Genomic DNA, 26206 nt, shown 5'->3' on the forward strand with positions numbered 1-26206 from the left:
GAATTTTCCTAACTTTGATTGATCTAAAAAGATTATTTATGAAGATTTTAAAAATTGTAGCAGTTTCTGCAATGGCACTGGGAATGACTTCTTGTGTGAGCAAGAAGCAGTATGATGCCTTAAGCACAAACTATAAGCAGTGTATTGAAAATATTGGAGAAAGACAGAGAGAAATTCAGGATTTGAAATCTCAAAACTCTGCATTGACAGGTGAAAATAATTTATTAAAAAGTCAGCATGATGCTTTAAAGTCATCATTGGATGCATGTCTTTCCAATACAGGAAAAAGTTCTGCTAACATTGACAAACTTGTGGGAGAAATTAATGCTTCCAATACATATATCAAGCAGTTGATTTCTAGCAATGCTAAAAACGATAGTTTAAATCTTGCTTTGTCTAACAAACTTAAGAGATCTTTAGATAATGTATCGGATGAAGATGTACAGGTGAAAGTATTGAAAGGGGTGGTAATGATTTCCCTTTCAGATAAAATGTTATACAAAACAGGAGATTATAATATCTTGCCCGCTGCTCAGGAAGTGTTAGGGAAAGTAGCAAAAGTAATCAATGATTATGATAAATATTCAGTATTGATTGAAGGAAATACAGATAATGCTTCATTAAATTCTGTAAATCTGCCAAGAGACAACTGGGATCTTTCTGCACTAAGAGGTACTTCTGTTGCTAAGGTACTTCAAACTCAGTTTGGGGTAGACCCGGCAAGAATTACAGCAGGTGGTCGTTCTGAATACAACCCGAAAGCTACTAATATGAGCGTTTCCGGAAGATCTGAAAACAGAAGAACGGAAATTATCATTATGCCTAAGCTGGATGAGTTCATGAAGCTAATGGATATTGCTCCCAAAAAATAATTACTGAATGATACAGTTAAAAAAGATTCCGATTTTCGGGATCTTTTTTTTGTGGTATGAATTATTTATTTTGGATGTAACTTTTAAATAAGCAGGACTACTTATTTAAAATAAATTAGATATAGCCTTTGGAAACCAATGAGATGTGTTGATTTTGAAAATGCTGTTTGCCACCGCTTATCAGGAATTACCAATAAAAAATAATAATCACATGAAAATAATTATTTTATCAGTAAGCTTATTGGGCTTCTTTTTATCCGGAACAGCTTTTGCACAAACAGAAACCTCCGGAAAAGAAAAAGTATATAAAGCAACCCATACAAAAAGCACAGAACTGAAGCATACCAAGCTGAAAGTAAATTTTGATTATCAGAATGAGCAAATGAACGGAGAAGAATGGCTCACGGCATCGCCTTATTTTTATCCGTCAGACTCATTGGTATTAGATGCTAAAGGAATGCTGATTCACGAGGTGGCAATGGATAGAGGAGGGAACAGAACTCCATTAAAGTACCATTACGGTGACAATGTTCTTACAATCAATCTCGATAAGATTTATAACCGGAATCAGGATTATACTGTTTATATCAAATATACTTCCAGACCTAATGTAGTAGAAGCGCAGGGAAGCCCGGCTAAGGGATTGTATTTCATCAATTCGAGTGGGAAAGATCCTGATAAACCTACTCAGATCTGGACAGATGGTGAATCTGAATTTTCATCAGTATGGTTTCCTACGATAGATAAGCCTAATCAAAAGACCACTCAGGAAATTTATATGACCGTCCCTGATAAATACCTAACCCTTTCTAACGGAGTTTTAAAAGAATCCCAGAAAGAGTCCGGAAATATGAGAACAGATCATTGGGTGATGAATCAAAGGCATTCAGTTTACCTTTTCTTTATGGGAGTGGGAGAATATAGTGTTGTAAAAGATAAATGGAGAGATGTTCCGATAGATTATTATGTAGAAAAAGAATATGAACCTTATGCCAGACAGATCTACGGAAATACTCCTGAAATGATGGAGTTTTTCTCAAAGAAATTAAACTATGATTATCCATGGGCAAAATATTCACAAATTTCCGGGAGGGATTATCCAAGCGTTGCAATGGAAAATACCACAGCTACTCTTCATAATACAGCCGTATTACAGAAACCGGGACAGTTGATTGATGAAAATAAATGGGAAGAATATATTGCTCATGAATTGTTTCACCACTGGTTTGGAGATTTGGTAACCGCAGAAAGCTGGAGTAATCTTACAATAAACGAATCGTTTGCAAATTATTCCCAATATCTCTGGAATGAATACAAGTATGGAAAAGATCAGGCAGATTATCATTTAATGTCTAATCTCAATAAATACTTCAACAGCCCTTCGGATTTTAAAAAAGATCTTGTAAGGTTTAGCTATGATGTTCCAGAAGATACTTTTGATGTGGTATCTTATGAGAAAGGGGGTGGTATTCTTCATATGCTGAGGAATTATTTGGGTGATGATGCTTTTTTTGCAGGAATAAGTGATTTCTTAAAAACCTACGAATATAAAAATGCAGAGGCTCAGCAGTTAAGATTATCTTTTGAAAAAGTATCAGGAAAAGATTTGAATTGGTTTTTTAATCAATGGTATTATGGAAGCGGAAACCCTAAGTTGAACTATTCATACACTTTTGAGCCTGCAAAAAAGCAAGTAGAAATAATCGTGAACCAAACACAGGATCTTCCTTTTGAGTTTCCTTTAGCAATTGATGTGTATGATAATGGAAAGCCAAAACGGTATAATGTATGGGTAAAAGCTCAGGCAAAAAATACTTTCAGCTTTAATGCTTCGGGCAAGCCTGATCTGGTTAATATCAATGCCGATGGAATATTACTTTCTGAAATTACAGATAAAAAAACACCGGAACAAAATCTTATACAATTTACCCATTCCAAAGAATTTTTAAGCCGGTATAAAGCATTGGCCGGAATTAAGGATGATGTAAACAATCCTGCGTCGGTTAAACTATTATCTGCTGCATTAAAGGATCCTTTTTTCAGAGTCAGAATCAAAGCACTGGAGATATTAGATCTTACCAATTCGAATCAAAATAAAAACCTGGCAGCTGATGTTGAGAAATTAGCCACTCATGATCCAAGAACATTGGTGCAGGCTGCGGCTATCTCTGCTCTGGCAAAGACCAAAAATAAAAAATACCTACCACTATTCGAAAAAGGAATGAATGAAGTGTCCAACGCAGTTAAAGTAAATTCATTAATTGCCATCTGGGCTACAGATCCTTCAAAAACCAAAACTTTGATTAGTAAGGTAGATCTCTCACAAGCTTCTAAGGATGTGATTATTAAAATGCTTCCTATTGTGGTTGAAAATAAAATAGATTCCCAAATGCAGTATATTGTTCCCATTGTGGCTTTTTATCCATTAGTGAAACCTAATAATCCAGAATTGGGTAAGGTTGCAGAAGAAGGATTCAACAGGATTATGGAAACTGATAATATTGCTGCTACAGAAGGAATTGTGAAGATTTTAAATCAGGCAAAATCTCAAATGGTAAAAAATGTTGAGACTAAAAAAGCAATTTATAATATGTTGGAGGCCGGATTGCTTAAAAAGAATGAAGCTTTAAAAAACAATCTACAAAACAAAGAAAGTATTAACAAACAGGTCGCAGCATTGAAACAAGTTATAGAAGAATATAAATAAAGTTGGCAGGCTTTCATACTTTGAAACCTTTCAAAAAAAAATCCCGAAGAAATTCGGGATTTTTTTTAATCAAATTAATTCTTCTTTTTTCAAAAGGGAAATAATTCGTCGTAAAAAATGATTGGATATTTCAGTCTTGTTTTTTTTTGCAGAAGATTGTGTATTCCCTTTTTGGGGAACATTTTTTTGATTCTCATGGTTAGTTTGTGGTTGATCTTCTGCAATCATTTTGTTTTCTAGTGTTTTTACCCCTTCGTTCTCTTTGCAAACTTAGAATTAATACTACAGAAAAAACATCCGTATTTTCCCGGTATTTTGTATGGGATTTTTCCCGAATGTTAGATTATTAAATTCTCTTAAATAATTTGTTTTACATATAATTATCTGAATAATAAAAGAATGCGTATATTTAAGTCCCTGTAAAAGGAAATAAATATAGAGGTGTCCGAAAATCTTAAAGAGTAGGAAATTAATACTAAACAAAATAATTATGAAAAATTCAAAAAAACTTTCAAGAGGAGAAATGAAAACTGTACAAGGTGCTATTAGAGGGTGTAATCCACAGATATTTTGTACTAGCCCACAGACAAAGTGTTGCCCAGGATGGGTGTGTGCTGGGATAAGACAATATTGTATAGCCATATAATGATTTTTTTACATAAAAGTTAGATATACCTAAGAAAAGGGAGGAATTAATTCCTCCTTTTTTGTATCTTATACTGAACAGAGGTGGTTTGTTTAAAAAGAAGTTTAAAATCCGTAAATTTGTTTAAATTAAAATGGTATGAGTTTTTTTGAAGAAAAAAATCCTGAAATGGATAGATATCTGGAAGCCCACGCTTCCTCAGAATCCGAAATTCTAAAAAAGCTGAGAAGAGAAACTTATCAGAAAACTACCCAGCCTCATATGATTTCGGGCTATCAGCAAGGAAGATTGCTAACGATCATCTCTCAAATGGTGCAGCCTAAAAGTATTCTTGAAATTGGTACATTTACCGGTTATGCTACTTTGTGCCTGGCTTCAGGATTGGCAAAAGATGGTAAAATTACTACATTGGATGTGAATGAAGATCTGGCTTATCTGCCAAAAAAATATTTTGAATCCAGTGAATATGCAGCTCAGATTGATTTTAAGCTTCAGGACGCCAAAGAATTTTTAAAAGAAACAGATCAGTTTTTTGACTTGATTTTTGTAGATGCCGATAAAGAGAACTACGCAGAATATTTCAGACTGATAAAACCTCACACCAAGTCAGGATCAGTAGTGATGTTTGATAATGTTTTATGGTATGGAAAAGTACTGGAAGAAAATCCAAAGCTGAAATCTACACAGTCTATTCAGGAGTTGAATGATTTGGCAGCAAAAGACGAAGATTTTGAAAATCTTATTTTACCTTTGCGGGATGGAGTCAACTTCCTTCGCAGGAAGTAATTAAAAGAAAAGAGTAAGAGATTTAGAAATGAACCAATAATGTAGTTTCTAAATCTCTTAGTTTTCCTAATTTCTAAATGAATAAAATGAATAAAGGAATTTGTATCGTAACAGTAGCACCAGTGAGAGCGGAAGGTTCTGACAAGGCAGAGATTGTTACGGAAATATTGTTTGGAGAAAGTGTAGATATTTTAGAAGTGAATAAAAACTGGACTAAAATAAAAATGCACTATGATGGCTATGAAGGATGGATAGATACCAAGCAGCTAAAAACGGTAACAGATGAAGAATTGGCTAATAGAAAAGTGACTGTGGTTACGGAAGATTTTTCTTCCGTGTTAATGAAAGACGGTAAAACTTTATTATCTATAGGATCTGAAGTAGATTTTCCTGTGGTAGCCTCAAGAAGAAGTCATGATGTGAGAGAAAGTATTGCCCTTACAGCTAAAGAATTCCTTAATGTTCCTTATCTATGGGGGGGGAAAAGCTTTTTTGCAGTAGACTGTTCAGGATTCACTCAATTGGTTTACAAAGTTCATGGAATTAAAATTCCAAGAGATGCTTCGCAACAGGCAGAAGTAGGAGAGGACCTTACTTTTATAGAAGAAACAAATCCCGGAGATTTAGCCTTCTTTGAAAATGCTGAAGGGAAGATTATTCATGTGGGGATTATGCTCGAAAATCAGAAGATTATTCATGCTTCAGGGAAGGTGAGAATTGATACGCTGGATTCTACCGGAATCTTTAATGAGGAAATGAACAAACATACTCATAAACTGAGAGTCCTTAAAAGCGTTATTTAAAATATGAAAACTTCCGGTATATTATTAATTGTGAATACTCTTTTACTAGTTGTAATCTGGGTTTTTACAGGAATCAAATATACTGGGTTACCTGAAGTTATTCCTACGCATTTTGATGTCCATGGGAATGTAGATGGAGAATCAGGAAAAGCCACAATATGGTTTTTGCTATGCATTGCTGCTTTTATTCATCTTCTTTTTATTGGAATAAAAGATCCGAATTCACCGCTTTTGAATGTTCCTAAAAGTTTTCGCAATGAAGGAACTCTGAAATTATATCTGTTTTCTCTGGAACTTCCTGTAATGATACTATTTCTTGATATTATTGTTGAAAGCATCCGTGTTGCGGAAGGAAAACAGACAGAGCTTAGTGATGCTGTTTTCTTTATTTTGGGATTATTGTTTGTTGTAATTGGGGTAGGGCTCATAAAATCACTTCGGGATAGTAGAACAAAATCAAACGACTAGATCTATCAAAATTGAATTTACTTTATAACATATTTATCAGCCTTCTTATTTTTGGAATGAAAGTTTTCTCATTATGTAATGATAAAACTAAAAAAGGCGTTGATGGGAGAAAGCAATCTTTAGATAAAGTGAAATCTGCTTTTTCAAAAACAGATAAAGTAATCTGGATGCATGCTGCCAGTTTAGGAGAGTATGAACAAGGGTTGCCTGTATTGGAAAGGCTTAAAGGTCAATTCTCAGATCATAAAATTCTGATAACGTTCTTTTCTCCTTCAGGATATGAAAATGTAATTAAAAAGAAACATATTGCAGATGTGATTTGCTATCTGCCGTTTGATAAACAGGATGTTGTAAGAGAATTTATATCCCAGTTTGATGTTAAACTATTTTTTACGGTTAAGTATGATTATTGGTATAATCTGTTTACTGTACTTAAAGAGAATAATGCAAAGATCTATGTGATTTCTGCATTGTTCTACGAAAGGCAATCATTTTTTACCTCTTACGGAAAGTGGTTTGTGAAGCAACTTAAGGAGAATGTAGATTGGTTCTTTCATCAGACTCAATTCTCGCTTGCTTTGGCTAAAAGTGTAGGTTTAGTGAAATCTTCTGTAACAGGAGATACGAGGTTTGACAGAGTGAAACAACTTCGAAACCGTGATAATCATGTAGATCATATTATAGATTTTGTAGGTGGTCGTAAAGCCATTGTTTTTGGAAGTTCCTGGCAGGCAGAAGAGAAAATTGCAGAAATGATTTCCCGAAAAAATAATACGGTAAAAATAATCATTGCACCTCATGATCTGAAGAGAGTAGAGCATCTGAAAAATATGTTTCCGGATGCTTTACTGTATAGCAAAATCAAAGATTCTCAATCCTTACATTCTAACTCTCAAATCTTAATTATAGACAGTATAGGGTTGTTGTCAAAGTTGTATTCCTATGCTGATGTAGCTGTTGTGGGAGGAGGGTTTCACGATGCTGGACTTCATAATATTCTGGAAGCTGCCACATTTGGAGTTCCGGTTATCTTTGGAAATCATTATAAAAAGAATCCTGAAGCAGACGATCTTATCAACAAGAACGGTGGAAGGTCTTTTGCAGACGAATATACCGCTGCAGAATTCGTTTTATTCCTAGCTAATGAAGATAATGAAGAAGAACTCGCAGAAATGTCTGAAAACGCAAGGAATTTCGTTGATGAGAAACCTAATTCTACAGAAATGATCCTTCAAAAGATCCTATCTTAAAAATCCCTGGCTTTTTATCTCCTTCATAGTTTGTTCTATGTTCTCAGGAATGCTGTCAGACTCAAACCAGTTGAGGTCAAGGCCATTATTAATACATAACTTTTGCAGATAATGGTTTTCAGATATTTTTTGCTGTATGGTTCTTAAAAGGTCGTCAAACTCCATCCAGTAATCTTCATCCAGCTTTTTTATTAAGATTAGAGATTTGAATAGCTTATTGATGATATAAATGTAAAGTTTATAAACATTATCAAACCTTTGTCTGCTGAGGTCGTTATTGTAATCTAAGATCTTATCAACCATAAGCAGATTCAGTGAAACTTCTCCGAATTTGTCTGTTGTTATTTTGATATGTTCAGTGACTTCTGCACTGATTTTACGGATAATGGTCAGAAAATATTTAGTATTACCAATGTATTTCGAGGCTAAAATGATTTTCTCCTCTACATTTTCTTCCATGGCATTCCTCTTATCGTCGGTAGTTTCCGGATCAATAAGTTCGAAATATAATTTTTTAGATAATAATTTATCCTTTCTCAGGAGTCTGAAAATTAGTTTATCCTTCTCTGTGCTTGAAAAAGCACTCAACGCTGCTTTAAACTCTTTTGAATACTCCATTAATTGAATATTTTTGAATATTTCATGAATCCGTTAACAGCCCAGTTTGCTGTATAATACAAAGATTTTAAAGTGGAAAATCCCATAAAATCTTTATATACCAGATATTGATCTTTAATAATGTTTTTTTTCTTTCTGGAAACACTGTTCTCGCGCATCCTATATTTTGCCATTGTCTTGTTGATAGGCATCCCTTCCGGAATTACTTTCAAGAGATTTAACCACATGACGTGATCTTCACGTTTACTTTTTACCGGGAAAAGGAACTTTCCAACTCTTTTAGTATCATACATCGTAGAAACCGGAGCCAGTCGGCAGGTCTTCAATAGATTAGAGAATGTAACGATTTTATCCGCAAGAAAATCTTTTAATATAGGTTGAAGCTGCTCATCGCACCTTGAATAATTGCAGTATACAAGTTCTGCATGGTGTTCCTGCATATAATTTGTCATGGTCTCAAGGTATTCAGGATACCAGAAGTCATCAGAATCCAGAAAGGCAATATAGCGTCCCTGAGCCCTTTCAAGGCTATTGTTTCTTGCGTTTCCTGCACCACCATTTTTCTCCAGAACCTGAAGTTTGATTCTCGGATCATTGTATTTTCTGATAATTTCAACAGTATTGTCTTTAGAAAGATCATCAGTAATCAGCCATTCCCAGTTTTCATAGGTTTGGTTAAGAACAGACTGTATCGTTTCCTCTATAAAATCAGCAGAATTGTAGCAGGGAGTGATAATGGAGACCAGGTCTTTCATTCGAATGGTAAAATATTATGTAAAATTATAAAAATCTTTTTTCATAAAGGTGCCATGAAGCGATTCCTACTCCAATAACTACAAACATACATACAACACTCATGATATAAGGGTTATAATTGGAAAAAAGGCCCAAAGTGGCAAATACTCTGATGATAGGGAAGTGGAAGATATAAATTCCGTAGGTGAAATCCCCGTATTTTCCGAAATTATTCAGGAACTTAAAGGAATAAGCAATATACATAACGATAATACTAATCATTATAGGAGAGAATAGTTTTATTTCAAAAATAAGATCAATCCAAACCGTAACGATAGCAATAATGAAAAGAATATTTTTATATTGAATAAACTTGTCAAAGTGAAAATACAGAAGCATTCCACCGATAAAATAACATAATGAGCCCGGAAGCTGTCTTGAAAGGGCTGCTTTTCCGTTCATCTCGAAATAATTCAGATAAATCAGTGAAAGAAAATACAGTACGATAAGGCTAATGGTCCGGTATTTATTGTTTTTTCCAAACAGTAAAAACATCAATGGGACTGCTATATAGAAACACATTTCGATCTTAAGAGTCCATAAAGCTCCGTTTACAGCCTGGTTTCCAAATACGCCCGGAAGCCATGGAGCTTTAAAGTTGAGAAATATTGAATTCCAGAAAAGATATTTATAAACCTGAGTATTCCCAAAATATTCAGAGATAGGTAAGGTGCTTACTAAGCTCAGAAGTGTAGCACAAAGAAATACAACAAGTAAATAAGCGGGAACAATCCTATTGAATCTTTTTTTTGCATAGCTTTTTAGGCTGGAAGACCTTTCGTAGCTTCTTGCAATTAGGAATCCACTAACAATGAAAAACGAGAAAACAGCAACTTCAACAGGGCTATGTTTTAAAAAAGAAAGCTTTTCTGAAGCACTTAGAGCACCCAAATGTCCCACGAAGACAATAAAAGCGAGGAGAACACGGATGAAGTCAAAATTGTTTTTCGTTATATCTTGCATTTTTTTTCTTTCCTACAAAAATAACTTTTTTAATAAAACAGAGGTGTTTTAGAATGTTCAATATTTGTTAAATAAAGGGAATATGACCTCTTGCAGTTTTAAAATATGTATAAATAAAAGCCAATAAAATAATTTTTCACAAAAAATAGTAATATAAATCAAAAAAATTATAATTTTAGCCCTTGAAAAAATTGATCTATGAAGAAATTAGCACTACTATTTTTTGGTTTATCATTATTGGTAACCACCGGATGTAATAATAGCAACGAAATTGTTATAGAAGAACCGATTATTGGATTCTGGCAACCGCAAAAAGAGGTGGTTACTACTGTTGAGGTAGGTGAGCAACCAATTTCAGATGTGATTACATACACAGACTGTCAGAAACAATCCAGATGGTGGTTCAGTACAGAGATAACCGGGAAAAGAATAGATGTGGAGGATCCTATTACAGGAACGGCTTGTAATATCTTACCTGATAAAAACTTTACCTATTCTTATGATAAGAGCAGTAAGGCTCTCCAGATGAAATATCAGGGAGTAGTAGCACCAGAAAACACAAAAGTTGTTACGCTGGATGCCACTACGCTCAATTTATCAATAAGAGTAGAAACCGAAGATCCTACAATATACAAAACAAGAACTATTACTTTTAAAAGGGTAAGCCCTAAACCTTAATAGTATACTTCAAGATATAATAAATAAAGGTCTCATCTTCGGGTGGGACCTTTCTGTTTACAAGGGAATTGCAATTCATCATAAATTAAATTTCTATTTCCTTTAAAATCATTATTTTTGTGAATCTTGTTTCCAAAAAAAACAATTCAATATTAAAGTCTAACATATAACATATATATAAAGTGTTTTACGATCATAAGCAGATAGAAAAAAAGTGGCAGAAATACTGGGAGGACAATCAAACCTATAAAACCTCCAATAATACCGATAAACCTAAATTTTATGTACTCGATATGTTTCCGTACCCATCCGGAGCAGGACTTCACGTAGGACATCCATTGGGATATATTGCGTCAGATATTTATGCGAGATATAAAAGACACCAGGGATTTAACGTACTTCACCCGGTAGGTTATGACAGCTTCGGGCTTCCTGCTGAGCAATATGCAATTCAGACAGGGCAGCATCCGGCTATCACCACAGAACAGAATATCAACAGATACGAAGAACAGTTGAGAAAAATCGGATTCTCATTCGATTGGAGCAGAGAAGTAAGAACCTCTGATGCATCTTATTATAAATGGACACAGTGGATCTTTATTGAACTGTATCATTCTTGGTATAATAAAAATACAGATAAAGCAGAAGCTATTGACACCCTAATCAAACATTTTGAAGAAAAAGGGACTGACGGATTAAATGCCAATCAAAACGATGAATTAAATTTCACTGCTGAAGAATGGGCTAATGCTTCTGATATTGATAAAGAAGATATCTTATTAAACTATCGTCTTGCTTACAGAGCAGAAACTACTGTAAACTGGTGTCCTGCATTAGGAACAGTTTTAGCGAACGATGAAATAAAAGACGGTAAATCTGAAAGAGGAGGATTTCCTGTATTCCAAAAGAAAATGATGCAGTGGAGCATGAGAATCTCTGCATATTCTGAAAGATTATTACAAGGTCTTTCTAGATTAGACTGGCCACAACCTTTGAAAGATTCGCAGGAATACTGGATTGGGAAATCTCAGGGAGCGCAGGTTCAGTTCCAGGTAGAAGGTCATGATGAGGTTGTTGAAGTTTTCACTACAAGACCTGATACCATTTTTGGAGCAACCTTTATGGTGTTGGCACCGGAAAATCCTTTAGTAGATACTATTACTACAGCTGCTCAAAAAGTAGAGGTAGATACTTATATAGAAGAAACTTCCAAGAAAACCGAGAGAGACAGAATGTCTGACGTGAAAAACGTAAGCGGAGCTTTCACAGGAAGTTATGCCATCAATCCGTTCAGCGGAGAAAAAATGCCAATCTATATTTCAGACTATGTATTGATGGGCTATGGAACAGGAGCTGTAATGGCTGTTCCTGCACATGATGAGCGTGACCACAGATTTGCAAAGAAATTTAATTTAGAAATTAAAAAAGTTGTAGCAACGGAAGAAGATGTTCTAGAAAACTCTTTTGACTCTAAAGACTCTGTTTGTGTAAATTCAGATTTCTTAAACGGACTAAGTTATAACGATGCCAAGTCAAAAATAATTTCAGAAATTGAAACGAAAGGAATCGGTCACGGAACTACGAACTATAGACAGCGTGATGCTATTTTCTCAAGACAGCGTTATTGGGGAGAACCGGTTCCTATATATTATAAGGATGGAATGCCATACACGTTGCCAGTTTCTGCTTTACCATTGGAACTTCCTGAAGTTGAAAAATATTTACCAACTGAAGATGGAGATCCACCATTAGGAAACGCTAAAACATTTGCTTGGGATGAGGCGAACCAGAAAGTGGTTTCTACAGATTTAATTGATGACAAAACTATTTTCCCATTAGAATTATCTACAATGCCGGGTTGGGCTGGAAGCTCATGGTATTTCCTTAGATATATGGATCCACAAAATGATGGAGAGTTCTCTGCAAAGAATCTTTCTGATTATTGGGGACAGGTAGACTTATATATAGGAGGTAGCGAGCACGCAACCGGTCACTTATTATATTCCCGTTTCTGGAATATGTTCTTAAAAGACAGAGGATATATCAACCATGATGAGCCTTTCCAGAAATTAATCAACCAGGGGATGATCTTGGGGATGAGTGCTTTCGTGTACAGAATTGAGGGAACTAATAAATATGTATCTAAAAATTTAGCTAGCGAATATCAAACTCAGCAGATCCACGTTGATGTATCCTTATTAAAAGGAACATCTGATGAATTGGATACTGAGGCATTTAAAGCATGGAGACCAGATTATGCAGATGCAGAGTTCATTTTAGAAGATGGAAAATACATCACAGACCGTGAAGTAGAAAAAATGTCCAAGTCTAAATATAATGTAGTAAACCCAGATGATATCTGTGAAGAATATGGAGCAGACGGATTAAGACTATATGAAATGTTCTTAGGACCATTGGAGCAATCCAAGCCTTGGAATACACAAGGACTAAGTGGAGTATACGGTTTCCTTAAAAAATTCTGGAACCTTTATTTCAACGGAGATGTATTTGAAGTTTCTGAAGAAGAACCTACAAAAGCAGAATATAAAGTTTTACATACCTTAATAAAGAAAGTTGTTTACGATATTGAAAACTTCTCTTTCAATACTTCAGTATCATCATTTATGATTGCTGTAAACGAACTTCAGAAATTAAAATGTAACAAACGCAATATTTTAGAACCATTAGCCGTTATCATCTCTCCATATGCACCGCACATCTGTGAAGAGTTGTGGAGTTTATTAGGAAATGGTGAATCTATCGAATTCGAGAAGTTTCCAGCGTTAAACGAAGATTATCTGATTGAGGATGAAATTGAATATCCGGTAAGCGTAAATGGCAAAATGAAGTTCAAAATTTCTCTTTCAGCACAATTATCTGCTAAGGAGGTAGAAGATTTGGTGATTTCAAATGAGAAAATGCAACAAATTTTGGAGGGTAAAACCCCTAAAAAAATCATTGTAGTCCCTCACCGTATTGTGAATATCGTAATTTAAAAAAAAATTAACATTGGGAAATTAAAAAAAATGGGTGTTTTATTTTTTTGATTTTTTAACTCAAATGTTAAATTTGGGGAAAATAAATAAAATATTTAAGAATAATTATTATATCGAAATCGTATTAAATTTTCTTTATCAAAAAAAAGCAAAATGTTTAATTAAGACTCTTGCATTTTAATTAATTTTGCCTTTAATTTACACCCTGTAAAATTTTAAAACAATATAATTTAGTTAAATATGGAAATGAATGTTTCAAAAAATGATGAGCAAGTAGTTGCTAGAAAGGCAGGAGGTTTAAATCCAGCTGTTATTATTCCTATTCTATTTGCTATAGGAGTATGTATTTATTTATTCGTTCTTGGTAGCCCAGGAAACTTTAAAGACGCAGACAAACTAGGAAGTGGATCTGTAGCTTTTTCAAGTATTGAAGGAAAAGACATTCACCCAGAGTCGTTTTTAGGTATTATCTACAAAGGAGGGATTATTGTACCAATCTTGATTACTTTCATGATTACAGTAATTGTTTTCTCTTTTGAAAGATATTTCGTTCTTGGTAAAGCTGCTGGAAAAGGAAACTTAGACAACTTCGTAGTACAAGTAAGAAGCTTACTAAACCAAAACAAAATTGACGAAGCTATCGAAGAGTGTGACAGACAACAAGGTTCTGTTGGAAATGTAGTAAAAGAAGGTCTTACTACTTACAAAGCTCTATCTCACGATAACACATTAAATAAGGAGCAGAAAATGGTAGCGCTTAACAAAGCTATCGAAGAAGCTACAACTCTTGAGATGCCAATGCTTGAGAAAAACATGATGATCCTTTCTACTTTAGGTACAGTTGCAACGTTAGTAGCACTACTAGGAACGGTAATCGGGATGATCAAGGCGTTCTTTGCATTAGGTTCAGGAGGTGGTACTCCAGATGCTGCTGCTCTATCTACAGGTATCTCTGAAGCATTGATTAACACTGCGTTAGGTATTGGTACTTCAGCAATCGCTATTATCCTTTATAACTTCTTTACATCTAAAATTGATGGATTAACTTATAAGATCGATGAGATCTCTATGAGCATCCAGCAGTCTTTCGCTGAATTCAACTAAGAATTTGCAAGATATTTGCATTAGCAATTAAAAGAAGTTTAATTAAAAATATTTTATAATAATGGCGAGAGTCAAACCTAAAAGACATGGAGTAGTGACGGACATGACCGCAATGTGTGACGTTGCGTTCCTACTTCTTACGTTCTTTATCTTGACCACTCAGTTTAAAAAACCTGACGTGGAGCAGATCAAACCGCCATCTTCAATTTCGGAAAAATTGCTTCCTGATGCTAGTTTAATGACTATCAACGCTACTCCGGACGGAAAATTCTATTTCCAGCCAGTAGAAAACGCATCAGAAAGAGTTGCTCTTTTGGATAAAATGGGAAAAAAGTATGGTATTACTTTTGACAACAACCAAAAAGCTGCATTCCAGAAAGTTCAGGCAATTGGAGTTCCAATGAACCAACTAAAAGGGTATTTGGATATGTCTGGAGATGAGCAGAAAAATTATAAGAGTCCTACAGGTATTCCTATGGACAGTACAAATAAGCAGTTAATTGACTGGGTAAAAGAAAGTTTAAGCGTTAACCCTGACTACAAGTTAGCCATTAAAGGTGACGTTACAACTCAATACCCTAAAGTTAAAGGCCTGTTTGAGGGTTTAAGAGATATTGATTTTCTTAAATTTTGGTTGATTACATCACAAGAAGGTAAACCATAATATATCATTAGAAATGGCAGAAGTACAAGTACAAGAAAAAGGCGGCAAGGGCGGCAAGGTTCGTTCCAAGAAGCAGAGTACCAGAGTCGACATGACTCCGATGGTGGACTTAGGTTTCCTATTGATTACCTTCTTTATGTTCACAACTACATTCAGTAAACCGAATGTTATGGACTTAGGTCTTCCGGCTAAACCAAAGCCAGATGCTCCTAAACCTCCACCAACAGAAATTAAACTTTCTAACTCAATTTCTATCTTATTAGGGAAAAACAATAGAGTTTTCTGGCACCAACAAGATGCTACATCTTTGAATGACCAAACTCTTATGGAAACTACTCTTGATAGAGATGGAATTAGAAAAATAATTCAGCAGGCAAAATCTAGAGCTGCAGATCAAACGAAATTTACCGTGATCATTAAGCCAACGGACGATGCTGTATATAAGAACTTTGTTGACATTCTTGACGAAATGGCAATTACTAAGAGCGAGCAATACGGTGTTACCGATGTGAAAGCTTGGGAAAAAGCTGTTTATGATAAGAAAGTAGGTGGTGCTGCTGCGCCGGCTGCTACAAAGTAATTTAACCATAAAATTGTATATCTAATCTATGGCAGATGAAAATGTATACGGTCAGAATCTTACGCTAGACGAAATCGTATTTGAAAATAGAAACAAGGAATATGGTGCCTATGATCTTAGACATCAGTATCCGAGACTTTTAACAAAGTCATTTATTATCGGAACAGCTTTATTCCTTTTGGCAGCTTTGTCTCCGTTCATCTATCTTACGATCAAGAATCTTACAGCTCCGCCTAAGCAAGAAGTAAAGGCAGATTTAGTAGATATTCTTGAAGAAGAACCGATTATCGAGCAGCCTAAAGAAGAAGAACCACCTCCACCACCGCCACCTCCAAAAGAGGAGCCTAAAATTGAGGTGATTCAGAATGTTGTTCCTGAGCCAGTAAAAGCTCCGAAGATTGAAACTCCACCACCGCCAATTTCTAAGCAGTTGGAAACTACAACTGGTTTGAATAATCAGGAGGGAGTTAAAGCTCCGGCTTATACACCACCGCCACCACCACCATCTACAGGTACTAAAGCTAGTACAGTAGAAGTGAAAGCGAATAACCCTAATGAAATCTACAAAGATGTAGACCAGTCTGCAGAATATCCTGGAGGTATGGGTGCATTAAGAAAATTCTTAGGAGAAAACTTCGATACTTCATTAATGGAAGGAGGTGAAGGTACCCTTAAAGCTAAGCTTAAGTTCGTTGTAGAAAAAGATGGAACTGTTTCTGCAGTTACTATTGAAGAGAAATCTCCAAATAGCGACTTCAACAATGAAGCAATTCGTGTAGTTAAGAAACTTAAAAAGTGGACTCCTGCTAAGAGAAACGGGGAAAGCGTTAGATCTTACTATAGCGTACCATTTACTATGAACTTTGAATAATTAGACTTATTTATTCAGAATATAAATAAAAAGAGAAGCATATGCTTCTCTTTTTATTTTTTTTGGTATTTTTGTTACATGATGTTCAATTGGTTATCCCTGGTTACGGGATTGTTTTATATCGTTTTAGGAATTGTAGTTATTATCTATAAATTCTTTTTTACTATTTTGGAGCCTGCCATTGCTTATGCTTTAGGAGCAGTGCTTGTTATATATGGTATATTCAGAATCTATAGAGCCGTTTCTAAAATCAAAAAATCGAAAGATGAAGAATAGTTTTAAAATTGCACTTGTTTTTGTAATAGGTATTATGATGACAGGCTGCAAAAAAGAGGAGAAATCTCCTTCCTATAATAAAGGTGATCTTACGATTTTTACAGATGAATCTTTTCAAAGCGTTACAGAAGCATTAGCGGATGGTTATATGATTAATTATCCTGAAACGCGTATCAAAGTAGAAACAAAAAAAGAAGATTTAGGCTTTCTAGAGCTTTTGCATGGCAATGCGAAGGTGATTGTAATGTCTAGAAACCTTAATCCTGAAGAAATAAAAACGTACGAAGAAAGAACAGATCTGAAGTTTCTTCCTGCTAAATTTGCAGCAGATGCCGTAGTTTTTGTAGTTCCAAAAGACTCACCAAAAGAAAGTATTTCTATAGATGAGATCAATAGCGGACTTCTTTCCGATAATAAAGAATTTATTTTCGACGGAACCAACTCCAGTAATCTGAACTTTGTAGCTGAGAAATTAAAAAAACAGCCTAAAGATCTTAAATATTCCATTATCCCCGGAAATCAAAAGATTATTGAAGAATTAGGAAAGTATCCTAATAAAATAGGGGTTATTGGGCTTAATACTTTTAGCCGTCCTTATGATAAGACTTCTGAGAAGCTGCGAGAAATGGTTAAAGTTCTTCCGGTGGTAAATAAAGGAAAAGCATACACTGCAGATTTTGAGGGACTTCGTTCTATGGAATATCCGTTTACAAGAGTTCTTTATTTCCTGGAAAATGAGGGTAATTTTAATATTGCCAACGGATTTATTAGATTTTCATGTACCCATTTAGGACAGAAAATTGTTCAAAAAGAAGGTTTACAGCCTTACAACCTGTACAAAAGAGAGGTGCAGATGCGTTAAAAATTATTAAATTCACAATTTACCCTTAAATAGAATATTTTGGTCTGAAAATTGTGTAGAATATAACTCAATTATTAGAAAATATAAAATGAAAGATATAATGAATATGAATGTAAAGAAGATTGCTTTTGGAGCAGCCGTGGTATTTTTTACCGGTTTTGCCTCTGCACAGACATTGCAGGATGGTATTAACAGTATAGACAGTGATAAATTTGCTCAGGCAAAAACGAACTTCACTGATATGATCGCTAAAGAGCCAACAGCTGAAAACTATTTCTATTTAGGAAATACTTTCTTAAAGCAAGGAGAACCAGATTATGCAAAAGCTACTGAATATTTTAACAAAGGATTAGCTGCAGATGCTAAAAGCTTTGTTAACAAAATTGGTTTAGCTACTGTAAAGCTTGGAAAAGGTGATAAAAGTGCTGTTGCTGAAATTCAAAAAATCGTAACCGATTCTAAAGAGAAAGATGCTGAAGTATTATTTAGAGCAGCAGAAGCTTTAACTTTATTTGAAAAAAACAGTTCTCCGGATCTTGCGATCCAATTCCTGACTAAAGCAATTGAAAAAGCTGAGAAAAAAGGAGTTCCTGCACATTACTATTATACATTAGGAGATGCTTACAGATTGAAAAGATCTCCAGGTGATGCTATGAGTGCTTATGACAAAGCATTACCATTAGCTAAAAATAAAGCTTCTGTTTATACAAGAATGGCTACATTATGGATGGCTGCTCAGATATGGCAGAAAGCTAAAGAAAGCGTAGATAAAGCAATCGCTGTAGATCCTACTTATGCACCTGCATACAAAGCATTGGCTGGATATGATATCAGATACCAACAAAATGCTAAGGCTACACAAGACCTTATCAACTATACAAAATATGCTGACGAAGATCCATATACTCAATTAGAAATTGCAAAATTATACTTCACTAACGAAGATTATGCAAACTCTAAAGCGGTACTAGATAAGATTTTTGATAAAATTGACGATCCAATTAAGTTCAAATTAAGAGCTTACCAAGCTTATGCAGATGGAAATTATGCAGATGCAAAGCAGAATATGGATACTTTCGTTTCTCAGGCTGACAAATCAAGAGTGTTACCTGCTGACCAAGGTTTACAGGGGCTTATCGCTGCAGGATTAGCAAAAGACGAAAAAGATGCTGCTAAAAAATCTGCTTTAACAACAGAATCTCAGCAAAAAATCGCTATTGCTAAAGCTGCAAAAGACGAAACAATGAAGTGGGATTTAGAATTGGCAAACATCGCTGGAGGTGGTGGTGCTTCTCAGGCTGAAGCTGATAAAGGACCTACTAACCCTGCTATCGAAGCATTGAAGAAACAAGTAGCAGCTAACAACCAGGATTCTGATGCCCTATTCAAATTAGCAACAGCTTATCAGGATGTTAAAAACTGGAACGGAGCAATCCTTACATGGCAGAAAATGTCAGCACTTCTTCCTGATTGGGCACCTGCTTATTACAGCCAGGGGTATTCTTACCAACAGGCAGGAAATAATGATGCTGCTAAATTAGCTTATGAAAAGTTCATCAGTACTGTAAAACCTGCTGAACAGGAAGCTAACAAGCAGACTCTTGCTTATGCTTACTTTGCAGTAGCTTATATGAGTAAAGATTCTGATGCAGCAAAAGCAAAAGATTATGTTGCTAAATCTTTACAGTTAGATCCAACGTATCAAGATGCTGTAAAATTGAACGCAGAAATCAACAAGTAATTTAAAATTTAAATTATAGATATTAAAACTTCCCATTCGTAATGTTTGGGAAGTTTTTATTTTAAAGCTTATCTTTGATACTATGAAAACAGATATACTTGCTTTTGGTGCCCATCCTGATGATGTAGAGTTGGGGTGCGGAGGAACAATTGCCAAAATGGTTGCTGAAGGAAAAAAATGTGTTGTGGTAGATCTTACCAGAGGAGAACTCGGAACAAGAGGTACAGATGAAACAAGAAAAGCAGAAGCGGCAGATGCTGCAAAAATCCTTGGACTCTCCGCAAGAGAGAATCTGGGAATGAAAGATGGCTTTTTGGTAAATTCTGAAGAATATCAAATGAGGATTGTAAAAATGATCCGCAAATACAGGCCAGAAATCGTCTTAGCTAATGCAATTGATGATAGACATCCAGACCATGCAAAAGGAGCGAAATTAGTATCGGATGCGTGCTTTTTGTCCGGACTGAGAAAAATTGAAACCGTTGTAGATGGGGAAGCTCAGGAAGTGTGGAGGCCCAAGCATGTTTTTCACTATATCCAGTGGAAAGATATCAAACCGGAGTTCGTTATAGACATTTCAGAATTCCTGGATAAGAAGATTGCTTCATGCATGGCGTATAAAACTCAGTTTTATGACCCAACTTCTAAGGAACCTGAGACTCCAATTACCACAAAAGACTTTTTTGAGAGTTTAACTTACCGCGCTCAGGATTTAGGGCGATTGTCGGGAGTTACTTATGCTGAGGGCTTTACGTCAGAAAGATTAATTTCTTTGAAAAATTTTGATGGAATTGTTTGGTAGTTGAGGAAATTGTCCTATATTTGCACTCAGAAAACGGTGATTGTAGCTCAGTTGGTTAGAGCGTCGGATTGTGGTTCCGAAGGTCGGGGGTTCGAGACCCCTCATTCACCCAAAGAAAGTACACTTTTTGAAAGTGTACTTTTTTATTTTATACCAGTTTGAGTAAAAAATATTTCTTTTTTTTCCCTTTTTTCATAATAACTTTTTCCCTTGCTTCGCTTATATTCTTAAGGTCATAGGTAGAAAATGGTTTTTTTACAATTCTTTAAACAGATTCTGGATATCGTCATCAAAACTTTTATATTTGGTTGGCTAATCATGAGGTCAAATCTTTTTAAACTACTTTGAATCAAAAACTAATTATTATGAAAAAACTTTTTACGATTGTTATTGTATTGCTTGCAATAGAATCGTATTCACAGTCGAATCCCCAATCCTACTACAAACGTGTATTTGATAACAAAGGCTTTGCTAAATGGAATGGTAATTCAACCAGCTCGGATCAGCAGGAGTTTTCCTGGGGAGTCCCTGCACATATGGAAGCATTGTCATTGATGTATGAAAAAACAAAAGATACAATGTATGCTAACACGCTAATAAGGTGTATAGGAAATACCATTGACAGAAGGGATGATCTTAGAGATCTGCTCAATCCGCCACAAAATGGCATAAGTCAAATATTTGACTATAGAAATATTTCGGGAGCAGCTTGGTCAACCCGTTATTATAATAAAATTAAAAACCAAGGTGGACCTTATGCTCATGTTGTTCACAGTGCTAATATCACATACCCTATGGCCAAGTTTGCAGCAATGGTAAAAGACAATCCAATGCTCCAAGGTTTAACATATCCCTCATCAGGTCGCTATTCTGGCCAAACTTATAGTGTTATTGCTTATGATCTTATAGAAAAGGTGAAAGAAACACTTGAATATCATGAAGGCCAATGGCATACAGGGCCAGGTAATATAGGATATTATAAAGAAAGAGATAGTGTTGATGCCCAGGGCTATATTTCCCCAATAGATTATGCAGGAGTAATTTCTCCCTTTAATATGCAAAGTGCCGTGGGAAGAGTCTTTGTACAAATGTATAGAGCTACAAATGATACTGTTTATCTTAACAAGGTACGTCAACTATCTAATTTTATAAAGTTAAATACTCAGCTTGATCCGAATCGTGGTTCTAATGTATGGCCATATTGGAATTTTACTGTTTTAAAGGAAGATATTTCTCACGGTGGCCTTACTATGAGCTTTCCTTATGAATGTTACAAATATGGTATCTCACAGAATGGGAGCCTTATCTATGGAGTGTCTGATATTGAAGCATATACTAATACTCTTACCAAAGATATTTATAGAGCACCATTACAGATCAGTGGTAAACTGGGGCAAGATATAATCTGGAATATTAAAGAGAGTCCTACAGCAGGTTCAGCATATGACGATTATGTGAGCTATATGTGGTTGTATCTTTCAAAAAAAGATAGCCCTTTATACCAGATGATTGCAGATGTACAGGCAGCTGAAAATTATTATACTCATGTACTCACTGACTCTTCTTTAGCCTTGGCGCTTTTAGCGAGTAATGAGAATTTAATTGTCCCGGTCAATACAGAACATAGATATGGAAAGGACTCTGACTGGAGAGGAGTGGCGAAGGGGAATTTTGATGGAGGAGAGAATGATCAATTTGTTGTTTTAAGGAATTTTGACGGAATGATGGGAACGATGAAGCCTGACAATAAAGGATTTGCCTCTGTTACCAACAGCAGGGTGTGCGGTGGAGGTATTTACAATTGGAAAGGCCTGGCAGCAGGAGATTTTTTTGATGATGGTAAAAGTGAAATCATTGCATTGAGTGATCATTCCGATTTTAACAAAAACGGGTTTTATATTTATAAAATTGAAAATAACCAGATTGTTGAAAGTACACAATTTACAGGATTTGGTGGAGATTCAAAATGGGTAGGGGTTGCTGCCGGAAACTTTATCAGTGGTGGTAAAGATGATTTTGTTGCAGTTAGGAATAATAATAATGAAGTTTTGGTGTATAAATTTAATGGGGCAGTCCCTCAATTGATTCATGGTAACACACTCAACCTTCCAGTAAATTCTAAAATTAAAGCAGTGGCAGCTGGCAATCTGGATCAGGATACCAAAGATGAAATCGTATTACTTGTAGATGCTGATGACCATATGCAAAACGGAGTATACGTTTATGATGTGGATGATAATGGGGTGCTAACTTTGATTACTAAATCGATAGGATTTGGTTCTGCATCAGATTGGAAGGGATTGGCTGTAGGAAACCTTGATGGGGAAGGAGTTGATGAAATTATTGCTCACAGAAATTTCGATGGAGACTATAAAGTATTTAAATCATATGGAAATTATTTATCTGATCCTGCTACTGAAAAATTTCCCGCTGTACAGGTAGAAGGTAACGTGATGTGTTTCGGGAATTTTAACCCAGGTACTCAAAATGAAGAATTGGTTACCCTTAGAAAAGATGGAGGAATTGTTATGTTTTCTTCTACAATGGTTACCGAAAGCAAAAATAGTAGAAATAACACAGATAAGAAAAATACAGATCCTTGCCAGAATGAATTACCCGCTGAATTGTTTAGTTTTTTGAAATCGGAATCATTTCATAATCGGCAATTGAAAGGGGGAATACTGGTAAAAGGAGGAAAATAAAGACCTTTGTAAAAGAAATTTGAAACTATTTCAAATACACAATAAAAACTAATTATCATGAAAAAACTTTTTACAATCATTATTGTCTTATTGGCAATGAAATTTTATTCTCAGTCGAATTCCCAGTCCTATTATAAACGCATGTTTGATGCTAAGGGGTTTAATATATGGTTAAGTAGTTCAGACAGTTCAGACCAACTTGAGTTTGCATGGGCTGTGCCTGCCCATATGGAAGCGTTGGTATTGATGTATGAAAAAACTAAAGAAAAGCCGTATGCTGAAACACTAATAAGATGTATGGGAAATACTATCAGTAGAAGGAATGATCTTAGACATCAGATTAATCTGGCTCCAATCTACGATCATCAGGGAAACCTAGGTCCTGCTTGGTCAAATAATCATTATAATAAAAAGGCAGATTCAGGAAAAGCTTATTCCCACTTGGTTCATAGCACTAATATCATGTATCCTATGGCTAAATTTGCCGGAATAATTAAGAATGACTCAACACTTCAAGGTTTAAAAGCAGATATTGTTACAGGTAGTCGGTATTCTGGAATGAAGTATGATGCTATTGCTGATGATCTTATACAAAGGATAAAAGAAACACTTTTTTATCACAAAGATCAATGGCATACAGAACCTATTCCTAATTCTAGTGATAGTATGGGCTATTATAAGGAGCGAAATGCACCCGATGAATTAAAATATCCGAATGTCATTTTACCCTTTAATATGCAAAGCTCTGCCGGAAGAGTGCTAGTACATATGTTTATAGCAACAAAGGATAGTACTTATGTGACGCAGCTTAATCAAATTGCCAATTTTATAAAATCTAATACACAGTTTAATCCTCTTCTTGGGTCAAATATCTGGACTTATTGGAAGTTTGATGATTTACGGGAAGATGTATCCCATGCTAATCTGACGGCAAGTTTCCCTTACGAATGTCATAAGTATGATATTAAAAAAAATGGGATACCTGTCTATAGCACTTCCGATATGGAAGCATATTATAAAACGTTTACAAAAGATATCTATATATCTCCTTTAGTTATAAAAAACGGAGTTAACTATAATGCTGAAAACTGGGATATAAAGGATGATAAAATAGTACCGCCAAATCCACCTACTCGTCCCAGATACGGAACCTATCCTGCTTATATGTGGCTTTATTTATCAAAATATGATGATGAAACATTATATCAAACAGTTGCTGATCTGCAGGCTGCTAAACATTATTATGACAGTATAACGGTAGATGAATCTTCTATAACATTGGCATTGATGTCAAATTTTGAAAATTTAATTGTACCTGTCAATACCGACCATAAATATGGCAGGAATTCTGATTGGAGAGGTGTTGCAAAGGGCAATTTTGATGGAGATAATGATGAGGAATTTGTGGTCATCAGAAATATTGATGGATTGATGGAAACTTTGGAACCTTATAATAAAGGTTTTCGCCCGGTTACCAACAATAAAATATACAGTGGTTCCAATAATTGGAAAGGGCTGGCTGCAGGTGACTTTTTTGGAGACAGTAAAAGTGAGATTATTGCATTAAATGATCATGCGGATGCTAATGAAAATGGTTTTTATGTTTTAAAAATTGAAAATAACAACCTTATCGAGCAGGCCAGATATACAGGATATGGAGCTCAATCGAAATGGGCAGGTATTACCGCCGGAAATTTTATCAGTGGAGGTAAAGATGATTTTGTTGCGGTTAGGAACTTTGATAAAGAAGTTTTTGTCTACCAGTTTAATGGAACAACCCCTCAATTAGTTCACCATAATCCCCTCAATTTGCCGGCGAACTCTAAAATCAAAGCAATAGCATCCGGTAATCTTGATAGTGATGCAAAAGATGAGATTGTATTGCTTGTTGATGCTGGAGCTGCTGATTCTTTGTATAATGGTATACATGTTTATGATGTAGATGATAATGGTGTATTGACAGAAATTGCCAAATCTACGGAATGGGGTCCGGATTCAGATTGGAAGGGACTAGCTGTAGGAGATCTTGATGGTGATGGTGTGGGAGAAATTGTTGCTCAGAGGAATTTTGATGGGTTCTATAGGGTTTTTCAGTTAAATGGAAATGGTTTATCTAATGATGGTGCTGAAAACTTTTCTATTGCGCAGATTGAGGACAATATTATGTGTTTGGGGAAGTTTGATTCAAGCTCCAAGAATGAAGAATTGGTTACTCTTAGAAAAGACGGAGGGATTGTAATGTTCTCTGCAGCAAAGGTTGTAAATAATGTGAATAATAGTAGTAGAGAAAATAAAAATTCAGATCCTTGTCAGGATGACCTTTCAAGTCAGTTATTTAGCTTCCTGAAGCCATGATTCATTATCAATGGAAGTATAAAATATATAATAATATCAATCGGAACGGGCTTTTGCCCGTTTTTTTAATATAATAAATCTTTAAAAGGCTTTAGCTAAAAAAATCAGATTAAAAATTTTCACTGCTTTTCTTGATATTCGTCATGAAATCTCAATTTGATACAATAGCAGGATTAAATTTCACTATATTTAAACACACTAAGTTCAAATATGAATATAAAAGTCACTGTAAAACAGTTGGGCAGGAAGCATCCTGTTCTTTCGGAACAAAACATTGAAATCGCTTACGAAGATTCAATGATCTCTTTAGAAAATTTATTAAAGCTAATCGTTCAGCAGCAGGTAGAAGAATTTAATGCGAAGTCATTTGAATTTGAAGACGAAGACTATACCAAGATTCCAACAGATAATTATCTGAATATTCTTACAGATACCGGTAAGGTAGGTTTTGGAAGTATCTATAATCTTAAAAAAGCAGACGTACAAAAAGCTCAGGATAATGCTATTCAGGCATTTGAAGATGGATTGTTCGCTGTATTTTATAATAACGAACAGCTTGAAAGTCTTAATCAAACTATAGATTTGAATTTACAACATACATTTACCTTCATCAGGCTTACCTTTCTTGCAGGAAGCTACTGGTAATCAAATCCTACTAATACATAAA

General features: G+C 35.1%; 23 protein-coding genes and 1 tRNA gene. 21 read left to right on the forward strand and 3 right to left on the reverse strand.

The features are described from left to right. The first annotated feature begins 38 nt into the window (after positions 1 to 38). The 7 genes from BLS98_RS17845 to BLS98_RS17875 all read left to right on the forward strand — a co-directional run bounded on the left by BLS98_RS17845 (position 39) and on the right by BLS98_RS17875 (position 7532). Positions 39 to 872, forward strand: coding sequence for an OmpA family protein (locus tag BLS98_RS17845; RefSeq protein WP_089738003.1), 834 nt, complete (start codon positions 39 to 41; stop codon positions 870 to 872). A gap of 211 nt (positions 873 to 1083) precedes the next feature. Continuing rightward, a complete protein-coding gene (locus BLS98_RS17850) occupies positions 1084 to 3579 on the forward strand; it encodes a M1 family metallopeptidase (protein WP_089738513.1) in 2496 nt (831 codons plus the stop codon). A gap of 490 nt (positions 3580 to 4069) precedes the next feature. Beyond that, positions 4070 to 4225 carry a CCPGW family putative bacteriocin gene (locus tag BLS98_RS23825; RefSeq protein ID WP_449384771.1) on the forward strand — a complete coding sequence of 52 codons (156 nt, stop codon included), beginning with the start codon at positions 4070 to 4072 and terminating at the stop codon, positions 4223 to 4225. A gap of 138 nt (positions 4226 to 4363) precedes the next feature. Next, a complete protein-coding gene (locus BLS98_RS17860; RefSeq protein WP_089738008.1) occupies positions 4364 to 5011 on the forward strand; it encodes an O-methyltransferase in 648 nt (215 codons plus the stop codon). Between the two features lie 86 nt (positions 5012 to 5097). Next, positions 5098 to 5814: a C40 family peptidase gene (locus BLS98_RS17865; RefSeq protein WP_089738514.1), complete on the forward strand. Its 717-nt coding sequence runs from the start codon at positions 5098 to 5100 to the stop codon at positions 5812 to 5814. A gap of 3 nt (positions 5815 to 5817) precedes the next feature. Then, positions 5818 to 6282 carry a DUF1648 domain-containing protein gene (locus BLS98_RS17870; RefSeq protein WP_089738010.1) on the forward strand — a complete coding sequence of 155 codons (465 nt, stop codon included), beginning with the start codon at positions 5818 to 5820 and terminating at the stop codon, positions 6280 to 6282. Positions 6283 to 6293: 11 nt separating this feature from the next. Beyond that, positions 6294 to 7532, forward strand: a complete 1239-nt coding sequence (locus tag BLS98_RS17875; protein WP_089738012.1) for a 3-deoxy-D-manno-octulosonic acid transferase — start codon at positions 6294 to 6296, stop codon at positions 7530 to 7532. Here the strand turns inward: BLS98_RS17875 and BLS98_RS17880 are convergent. From BLS98_RS17880 to BLS98_RS17890, 3 genes are read right to left on the reverse strand one after another with little or no spacing between them, the layout of a single operon-like run. After that, positions 7524 to 8150 carry a deoxyuridine 5'-triphosphate nucleotidohydrolase gene (locus tag BLS98_RS17880; RefSeq protein WP_089738014.1) on the reverse strand — a complete coding sequence of 209 codons (627 nt, stop codon included), beginning with the start codon at positions 8148 to 8150 and terminating at the stop codon, positions 7524 to 7526. The genes BLS98_RS17875 and BLS98_RS17880 overlap by 9 nt on opposite strands. After that, on the reverse strand, positions 8150 to 8905 hold the full coding sequence (locus tag BLS98_RS17885; protein WP_089738015.1) for a glycosyltransferase family 2 protein: 756 nt from the start codon (positions 8903 to 8905) through the stop codon (positions 8150 to 8152). Before BLS98_RS17885 ends, BLS98_RS17880 begins: the two co-directional genes overlap by 1 nt. A gap of 25 nt (positions 8906 to 8930) precedes the next feature. Further along, positions 8931 to 9908 (reverse strand): acyltransferase family protein, encoded by a 978-nt coding sequence (locus BLS98_RS17890; RefSeq protein WP_089738017.1) that lies wholly within the window; start codon positions 9906 to 9908, stop codon positions 8931 to 8933. A 198-nt stretch (positions 9909 to 10106) separates the two neighbouring features. On the opposite strand from BLS98_RS17890, the gene BLS98_RS17895 reads away from it, so the two are divergent. The 14 genes from BLS98_RS17895 to BLS98_RS17960 all read left to right on the forward strand — a co-directional run bounded on the left by BLS98_RS17895 (position 10107) and on the right by BLS98_RS17960 (position 26184). Next, a complete protein-coding gene (locus BLS98_RS17895; protein ID WP_089738020.1) occupies positions 10107 to 10586 on the forward strand; it encodes a lipocalin-like domain-containing protein in 480 nt (159 codons plus the stop codon). Between the two features lie 182 nt (positions 10587 to 10768). After that, positions 10769 to 13582 (forward strand): leucine--tRNA ligase, encoded by a 2814-nt coding sequence (gene leuS, locus BLS98_RS17900; protein WP_089738023.1) that lies wholly within the window; start codon positions 10769 to 10771, stop codon positions 13580 to 13582. A 240-nt stretch (positions 13583 to 13822) separates the two neighbouring features. Continuing rightward, on the forward strand, positions 13823 to 14686 hold the full coding sequence (locus BLS98_RS17905) for a MotA/TolQ/ExbB proton channel family protein (protein WP_089738024.1): 864 nt from the start codon (positions 13823 to 13825) through the stop codon (positions 14684 to 14686). A 61-nt stretch (positions 14687 to 14747) separates the two neighbouring features. Then, on the forward strand, positions 14748 to 15350 hold the full coding sequence (locus BLS98_RS17910) for an ExbD/TolR family protein (RefSeq protein ID WP_089738026.1): 603 nt from the start codon (positions 14748 to 14750) through the stop codon (positions 15348 to 15350). Between the two features lie 13 nt (positions 15351 to 15363). Then, a complete protein-coding gene (locus BLS98_RS17915; protein WP_089738028.1) occupies positions 15364 to 15930 on the forward strand; it encodes an ExbD/TolR family protein in 567 nt (188 codons plus the stop codon). Between the two features lie 28 nt (positions 15931 to 15958). Next, a complete protein-coding gene (locus tag BLS98_RS17920) occupies positions 15959 to 16801 on the forward strand; it encodes an energy transducer TonB (RefSeq protein ID WP_089738030.1) in 843 nt (280 codons plus the stop codon). 78 nt (positions 16802 to 16879) lie between these two features. Then, entirely contained in the window at positions 16880 to 17077 is a 198-nt protein-coding gene (locus tag BLS98_RS17925; RefSeq protein ID WP_181575119.1) for a DUF308 domain-containing protein, read from the forward strand. After that, positions 17067 to 17939 carry a PstS family phosphate ABC transporter substrate-binding protein gene (locus BLS98_RS17930; RefSeq protein ID WP_089738032.1) on the forward strand — a complete coding sequence of 291 codons (873 nt, stop codon included), beginning with the start codon at positions 17067 to 17069 and terminating at the stop codon, positions 17937 to 17939. Before BLS98_RS17925 ends, BLS98_RS17930 begins: the two co-directional genes overlap by 11 nt. Before the next feature lie 88 nt (positions 17940 to 18027). Further along, positions 18028 to 19680: a tetratricopeptide repeat protein gene (locus BLS98_RS17935; RefSeq protein ID WP_089738034.1), complete on the forward strand. Its 1653-nt coding sequence runs from the start codon at positions 18028 to 18030 to the stop codon at positions 19678 to 19680. Positions 19681 to 19762: 82 nt separating this feature from the next. Then, positions 19763 to 20482, forward strand: a complete 720-nt coding sequence (gene bshB1 / locus BLS98_RS17940; protein ID WP_089738036.1) for a bacillithiol biosynthesis deacetylase BshB1 — start codon at positions 19763 to 19765, stop codon at positions 20480 to 20482. 35 nt (positions 20483 to 20517) lie between these two features. Further along, a tRNA-His gene (locus BLS98_RS17945) sits at positions 20518 to 20593 on the forward strand. Positions 20594 to 20847: 254 nt separating this feature from the next. Then, positions 20848 to 23184 carry a VCBS repeat-containing protein gene (locus BLS98_RS17950; RefSeq protein WP_089738038.1) on the forward strand — a complete coding sequence of 779 codons (2337 nt, stop codon included), beginning with the start codon at positions 20848 to 20850 and terminating at the stop codon, positions 23182 to 23184. A 57-nt stretch (positions 23185 to 23241) separates the two neighbouring features. Next, positions 23242 to 25539, forward strand: a complete 2298-nt coding sequence (locus BLS98_RS17955; RefSeq protein WP_089738040.1) for an FG-GAP repeat domain-containing protein — start codon at positions 23242 to 23244, stop codon at positions 25537 to 25539. Between the two features lie 210 nt (positions 25540 to 25749). Beyond that, positions 25750 to 26184, forward strand: coding sequence for a hypothetical protein (locus tag BLS98_RS17960; protein ID WP_089738042.1), 435 nt, complete (start codon positions 25750 to 25752; stop codon positions 26182 to 26184). Positions 26185 to 26206 lie beyond the last annotated feature (22 nt).

The sequence above is a fragment of the Chryseobacterium jejuense genome, assembly GCF_900100075.1.
GTDB classification, from domain to species: Bacteria; Bacteroidota; Bacteroidia; order Flavobacteriales; family Weeksellaceae; genus Chryseobacterium; species Chryseobacterium jejuense.

What these genes read in the sequence shown, in the direction of transcription:
- BLS98_RS17845 (WP_089738003.1), top strand. Translation starts at nt 39, where the DNA reads ATGAAGATTTTAAAAATTGTAGCAGTTTCTGCAATGGCACTGGGAATG.
- BLS98_RS17850 (WP_089738513.1), top strand. Translation starts at nt 1,084, where the DNA reads ATGAAAATAATTATTTTATCAGTAAGCTTATTGGGCTTCTTTTTATCC.
- BLS98_RS23825 (WP_449384771.1), top strand. Translation starts at nt 4,070, where the DNA reads ATGAAAAATTCAAAAAAACTTTCAAGAGGAGAAATGAAAACTGTACAA.
- BLS98_RS17860 (WP_089738008.1), top strand. Translation starts at nt 4,364, where the DNA reads ATGAGTTTTTTTGAAGAAAAAAATCCTGAAATGGATAGATATCTGGAA.
- BLS98_RS17865 (WP_089738514.1), top strand. Translation starts at nt 5,098, where the DNA reads ATGAATAAAGGAATTTGTATCGTAACAGTAGCACCAGTGAGAGCGGAA.
- BLS98_RS17870 (WP_089738010.1), top strand. Translation starts at nt 5,818, where the DNA reads ATGAAAACTTCCGGTATATTATTAATTGTGAATACTCTTTTACTAGTT.
- BLS98_RS17880 (WP_089738014.1), bottom strand. Translation starts at nt 8,150, where the DNA reads ATGGAGTATTCAAAAGAGTTTAAAGCAGCGTTGAGTGCTTTTTCAAGC.
- BLS98_RS17885 (WP_089738015.1), bottom strand. Translation starts at nt 8,905, where the DNA reads ATGAAAGACCTGGTCTCCATTATCACTCCCTGCTACAATTCTGCTGAT.
- BLS98_RS17890 (WP_089738017.1), bottom strand. Translation starts at nt 9,908, where the DNA reads ATGCAAGATATAACGAAAAACAATTTTGACTTCATCCGTGTTCTCCTC.
- BLS98_RS17895 (WP_089738020.1), top strand. Translation starts at nt 10,107, where the DNA reads ATGAAGAAATTAGCACTACTATTTTTTGGTTTATCATTATTGGTAACC.
- BLS98_RS17905 (WP_089738024.1), top strand. Translation starts at nt 13,823, where the DNA reads ATGGAAATGAATGTTTCAAAAAATGATGAGCAAGTAGTTGCTAGAAAG.
- BLS98_RS17910 (WP_089738026.1), top strand. Translation starts at nt 14,748, where the DNA reads ATGGCGAGAGTCAAACCTAAAAGACATGGAGTAGTGACGGACATGACC.
- BLS98_RS17915 (WP_089738028.1), top strand. Translation starts at nt 15,364, where the DNA reads ATGGCAGAAGTACAAGTACAAGAAAAAGGCGGCAAGGGCGGCAAGGTT.
- BLS98_RS17920 (WP_089738030.1), top strand. Translation starts at nt 15,959, where the DNA reads ATGGCAGATGAAAATGTATACGGTCAGAATCTTACGCTAGACGAAATC.
- BLS98_RS17925 (WP_181575119.1), top strand. Translation starts at nt 16,880, where the DNA reads ATGATGTTCAATTGGTTATCCCTGGTTACGGGATTGTTTTATATCGTT.
- BLS98_RS17930 (WP_089738032.1), top strand. Translation starts at nt 17,067, where the DNA reads ATGAAGAATAGTTTTAAAATTGCACTTGTTTTTGTAATAGGTATTATG.
- BLS98_RS17935 (WP_089738034.1), top strand. Translation starts at nt 18,028, where the DNA reads ATGAAAGATATAATGAATATGAATGTAAAGAAGATTGCTTTTGGAGCA.
- bshB1 (WP_089738036.1), top strand. Translation starts at nt 19,763, where the DNA reads ATGAAAACAGATATACTTGCTTTTGGTGCCCATCCTGATGATGTAGAG.
- BLS98_RS17950 (WP_089738038.1), top strand. Translation starts at nt 20,848, where the DNA reads ATGAAAAAACTTTTTACGATTGTTATTGTATTGCTTGCAATAGAATCG.
- BLS98_RS17955 (WP_089738040.1), top strand. Translation starts at nt 23,242, where the DNA reads ATGAAAAAACTTTTTACAATCATTATTGTCTTATTGGCAATGAAATTT.
- BLS98_RS17960 (WP_089738042.1), top strand. Translation starts at nt 25,750, where the DNA reads ATGAATATAAAAGTCACTGTAAAACAGTTGGGCAGGAAGCATCCTGTT.